Origin of the sequence: Flavobacterium anhuiense, from assembly GCF_004151235.1 — a bacterium.
GTDB classification, from domain to species: domain Bacteria; phylum Bacteroidota; class Bacteroidia; order Flavobacteriales; family Flavobacteriaceae; genus Flavobacterium; species Flavobacterium anhuiense_A.
The window spans coordinates 1-5,613 of record NZ_JUIV01000037.1 but is presented as its reverse complement, the minus strand read 5'-3'; the positions used below and the strand labels follow the sequence as shown (position 1 = coordinate 5,613).

Genomic DNA, 5,613 nt, shown 5'->3' with positions numbered 1-5,613 from the left:
AAAAGAAAGGCGACGACATACTCTCCCACATGACTGCAGTACCATCTGCGCAGGCGGGCTTAACTTCTCTGTTCGGGATGGGAAGAGGTGAGCCCCGCCGCAATAACCACCTTAAGGCTATTCGCTGCAAGCAGCTTCCGACTGTTAATTATCAATTGTGAATTGTTAATGATCAATCAGACAATATTTTAACATACTGGGATAAAGAAACAAATAAGCTTTTCTAGTTAAGAAAGTTCCTTCCTCCCCGCAGGGCGGGGAGGAAAAGTCTGTGCATAAGCTTACGGATTATTAGTACTACTCGACTGTGACATTACTGCCTTTACATCTGTAGCCTATCAACGTGGTCATCTTCCACGATCCTTAAAAGAAATCTCATCTTGTGGTGGGTTTCGCGCTTATATGCTTTCAGCGCTTATCCCTTCCCAACGTAGCTACTCTGCGGTGCCCCTGGCGGGACAACAGATACACTAGAGGTTAGTCCAATTCGGTCCTCTCGTACTAGAATCAGATCCACTCAAATTTCTAACGCCCGCAGTAGATAGAGACCGAACTGTCTCACGACGTTCTGAACCCAGCTCGCGTGCCACTTTAATGGGCGAACAGCCCAACCCTTGGGACCTTCTCCAGCCCCAGGATGTGACGAGCCGACATCGAGGTGCCAAACCCCCCCGTCGATATGAGCTCTTGGGGGAGATCAGCCTGTTATCCCCGGCGTACCTTTTATCCTTTGAGCGATGGCCCTTCCATGCGGAACCACCGGATCACTATGCTCTACTTTCGTACCTGATCGACCTGTATGTCTCTCAGTCAAGCTCCCTTATGCCATTGCACTCTACGCACGGTTACCAAGCGTACTGAGGGAACCTTTAGAAGCCTCCGTTACTCTTTTGGAGGCGACCACCCCAGTCAAACTACCCACCAAGCACTGTCCCCCGCAACACGGGGTTAGGCCTCAGATAAACAAAGGGTTGTATTTCAACAATGACTCCACAGCGCCTGGCGACGCCACTTCACAGTCTCCAACCTATCCTACACATCATTTATCCAAGGTCAATACTAAGCTATAGTAAAGGTGCACAGGGTCTTTTCGTCCCACTGCGGGTAAACGGCATCTTCACCGTTACTACAATTTCACCGAGCTCATGGCTGAGACAGTGTCCAGATCGTTACACCATTCGTGCAGGTCGGAACTTACCCGACAAGGAATTTCGCTACCTTAGGACCGTTATAGTTACGGCCGCCGTTTACTGGGGCTTCAATTCAATGCTTCTCCGAAGATAACATCTCCTCTTAACCTTCCAGCACCGGGCAGGTGTCAGGCCCTATACTTCATCTTGCGATTTTGCAGAGCCCTGTGTTTTTGATAAACAGTCGCCTGGACCTCTTCACTGCGGCCCCCATTGCTGGGGGCGACCTTTCTCCCGAAGTTACAGGTCTATTTTGCCTAATTCCTTAGCCATGAATCTCTCGAGCACCTTAGGATTCTCTCCTCAACTACCTGTGTCGGTTTACGGTACTGGTTCTTACTGCCTGAAGTTTAGAGGTTTTTCTTGGAAGCCCTTAGGCGCACTATCTCTTTGTCCGAAGACTCCGAGTACTATCGCATTTCACCAAACTCTCCGGATTTGCCTAGAGAGCCTATAGCTAGGTGCTTTAACGAACTATTCCGTCAGTTCGCGGCGCTTTCATCACTCCGTCACCCCATCACAGCAATAAGAAGTACGGGAATATTAACCCGTTGGCCATCGACTGTCCCTTTCGGGTTCGCCTTAGGTCCAGACTAACCCACAGCTGATTAGCATAGCTGTGGAAACCTTAGTTTTTCGGTGTGCGGGTTTCTCGCCCGCATTATCGTTACTTATGCCTACATTTTCTTTTCTGACCGGTCCAGCATACCTTACGATACACCTTCAGCCCTGTCAGAATGCTCCCCTACCACTTGCACATACATGCAAATCCATAGCTTCGGTAATATGCTTATGCCCGATTATTATCCATGCTCGTCCGCTCGACTAGTGAGCTGTTACGCACTCTTTAAATGAATGGCTGCTTCCAAGCCAACATCCTAGCTGTCTGGGCAGACAAACCTCGTTCTTTCAACTTAGCATATATTTGGGGACCTTAGCTGATGGTCTGGGTTCTTTCCCTCTCGGACTTGGACCTTAGCACCCAAGCCCTCACTGTTATCAATCATTATATAGCATTCGGAGTTTGTCAGGAATTGGTAGGCGGTGAAGCCCCCGCATCCAATCAGTAGCTCTACCTCTATATAACTAAAATAACGCTGCACCTAAATGCATTTCGGGGAGTACGAGCTATTTCCGAGTTTGATTGGCCTTTCACCCCTACCCACAGGTCATCCGAAGACTTTTCAACGTCAACCGGTTCGGTCCTCCACTGTGTGTTACCACAGCTTCAACCTGCCCATGGGTAGATCACACGGTTTCGCGTCTAACACTACTGACTAAAGCGCCCTATTCAGACTCGCTTTCGCTGCGGATCCATGGCTTAACCACTTATCCTTGCCAGCAGCGTTAACTCGTAGGCTCATTATGCAAAAGGCACGCCGTCACCCCACGAAAGGGCTCCGACCGCTTGTAGGCGCATGGTTTCAGGATCTATTTCACTCCGTTATTCACGGTTCTTTTCACCTTTCCCTCACGGTACTGGTTCACTATCGGTCTCTCAGGAGTATTTAGCCTTAGCGGATGGTCCCGCCGAATTCAGACAGGGTTTCACGTGCCCCGCCCTACTCAGGATGCCGCTATCCATTACGCTCGTTGCCCATACGGGGCTGTCACCCTCTATGGCGCTCCTTTCCAGAAGCTTCCGGTTCCTTGCGCATGAAATGTCGCGGTCCTACAACCCCGGCAATGCCGTAACAATGCCGGTTTGGGCTAATCCGCGTTCGCTCGCCACTACTTACGGAATCACTTTTGTTTTCTTCTCCTCCGCCTACTTAGATGTTTCAGTTCAGCGGGTTTGCCCACCTATCGGTGTGCTATATCTTCAATATAGCGGGTTGCCCCATTCGGATACCTGCGGATCGATCGGTGTGTGCCCGTCCCCGCAGCTTTTCGCAGCTTATCACGTCCTTCATCGCCTCTGAGAGCCTAGGCATCCCCCATGCGCCCTTATTTTGCTTATTGCACCAATCTTGCCTGTTAGAACAAGACCGTTTTGTTTTGTTTTTATCATTGCCGATAAAAACGCTTTCTACTTTCTTATTATTTTCTTATCCCAATATGTCAATGAACTTTTACCTACCGTTTTTACGGCAGCTTCGTGGAGAATAACGGAGTCGAACCGTTGACCTCCTGCGTGCAAGGCAGGCGCTCTAGCCAGCTGAGCTAATCCCCCAAATCTAATGATGAATTGTGAATTATGAATTATGAATTAAGATTCATAACGCTTCAACTCTAGAATTTCCTTCTCTTCAAGCTTTAAAAAGTAGTCCCGGGCAGACTCGAACTGCCGACCCCTACATTATCAGTGTAGTACTCTAACCAGCTGAGCTACGAGACTCTGTTTTTTTTTACTTAAAAGTTTATTTCTTTAAATTAACAGCAAGAGTAATGCAATTTCACGATCCAAAACCTAAAACAGGCATCTTATTTCCCAAGCGTGCCTTCCGGCTAACACTTTGGGCTCTAGAAAGGAGGTGTTCCAGCCGCACCTTCCGGTACGGCTACCTTGTTACGACTTAGCCCTAGTTACCAGTTTTACCCTAGGCAGCTCCTTGCGGTCACCGACTTCAGGCACCCCCAGCTTCCATGGCTTGACGGGCGGTGTGTACAAGGCCCGGGAACGTATTCACCGGATCATGGCTGATATCCGATTACTAGCGATTCCAGCTTCACGGAGTCGAGTTGCAGACTCCGATCCGAACTGTGACCGGCTTTATAGATTCGCTCCCCCTCGCGGGGTGGCTGCTCTCTGTACCGGCCATTGTAGCACGTGTGTAGCCCAAGGCGTAAGGGCCGTGATGATTTGACGTCATCCCCACCTTCCTCACAGTTTGCACTGGCAGTCTTGTTAGAGTTCCCGACACTACTCGCTGGCAACTAACAACAGGGGTTGCGCTCGTTATAGGACTTAACCTGACACCTCACGGCACGAGCTGACGACAACCATGCAGCACCTTGTAAACTGTCTTGCGAAAGATCTGTTTCCAAATCGGTCAGTCTGCATTTAAGCCTTGGTAAGGTTCCTCGCGTATCATCGAATTAAACCACATGCTCCACCGCTTGTGCGGGCCCCCGTCAATTCCTTTGAGTTTCAAACTTGCGTTCGTACTCCCCAGGTGGGATACTTATCACTTTCGCTTAGCCACTGAAGTTGCCCCCAACAGCTAGTATCCATCGTTTACGGCGTGGACTACCAGGGTATCTAATCCTGTTCGCTACCCACGCTTTCGTCCATCAGCGTCAATCCATTGGTAGCAACCTGCCTTCGCAATTGGTATTCCATGTAATCTCTAAGCATTTCACCGCTACACTACATATTCTAGTTGCTTCCCAATAATTCAAGTCCTGCAGTATCAATGGCCGTTCCACCGTTGAGCGATGGGCTTTCACCACTGACTTACAAGACCGCCTACAGACCCTTTAAACCCAATGATTCCGGATAACGCTTGGATCCTCCGTATTACCGCGGCTGCTGGCACGGAGTTAGCCGATCCTTATTCTTACGGTACCGTCAGGCTCCTACACGTAGGAGTGTTTCTTCCCGTACAAAAGCAGTTTACAATCCATAGGACCGTCATCCTGCACGCGGCATGGCTGGTTCAGGCTTGCGCCCATTGACCAATATTCCTCACTGCTGCCTCCCGTAGGAGTCTGGTCCGTGTCTCAGTACCAGTGTGGGGGATCTCCCTCTCAGGACCCCTACCCATCGTTGCCTTGGTAAGCCGTTACCTTACCAACAAGCTAATGGGACGCATGCTCATCTTCCACCGTTGTGACTTTAATCATATCCCGATGCCGGGACATGATGCTATGAGGTATTAATCCAAATTTCTCTGGGCTATCCCTCTGTGGAAGGCAGATTGCATACGCGTTACGCACCCGTGCGCCGGTCTCAAATTCCGAAGAACTCTACCCCTCGACTTGCATGTGTTAAGCCTGCCGCTAGCGTTCATCCTGAGCCAGGATCAAACTCTTCATCGTATATTTTAATAATGTATATGCGACGCCTTGCTATCGGTTCTTTTAAAAATCTTTCGATTCCATTACTCTTATTCTATCTTGTTTTGAAATCTCTTTCAAAACGGCTGTCAATTCAATATGTCTACGAACGTGTCTTTTTCTTTTTCCGCTTGTGTTTCAAAGCGGGTGCAAAACTAAAACTTCTTTCTGTTTCTCGCAAGAAAAACTTGAAAAATTTCTGAAGCTTTTTTTCGCTTCAGTTTCTCAACTTTTTCTTCCAATCTTTCAATGAGCTTCCCTGTTTTGCGGGGTGCAAATGTAAAAAGCTTTTTCTTTTCCCGCAAGCTTTTTTCAATCTTTTTTTTTCGAAAATCTCTTTCCTTAAAATGTGATCAGGCTGCCGGAATGTCTAAGAGCGCTTTTCGCCGTTGCGGGTGCAAAAGTAGTGCCTTTTTCCGCTTTT

At 48.7% G+C, this 5,613-nt stretch carries 2 tRNA genes and 3 rRNA genes; all 5 read right to left on the bottom strand.

Annotated elements, in window-relative coordinates:
- Positions 1–4: 4 nt before the first annotated feature.
- Positions 5–114 (bottom strand): 5S ribosomal RNA (gene rrf, locus NU08_RS22130).
- Between the two features lie 157 nt (positions 115–271).
- A 23S ribosomal RNA gene (locus tag NU08_RS22125) occupies positions 272–3,153 on the bottom strand.
- Positions 3,154–3,289: 136 nt separating this feature from the next.
- Positions 3,290–3,363, bottom strand: a tRNA-Ala gene (locus NU08_RS22120).
- 91 nt (positions 3,364–3,454) lie between these two features.
- A tRNA-Ile gene (locus NU08_RS22115) sits at positions 3,455–3,528 on the bottom strand.
- A 129-nt stretch (positions 3,529–3,657) separates the two neighbouring features.
- Positions 3,658–5,171, bottom strand: a 16S ribosomal RNA gene (locus NU08_RS22110).
- The 16S, 23S and 5S rRNA genes sit together here with 2 tRNA genes alongside, the layout of an rRNA operon.
- Between the last annotated feature and the right edge of the window lie 442 nt (positions 5,172–5,613).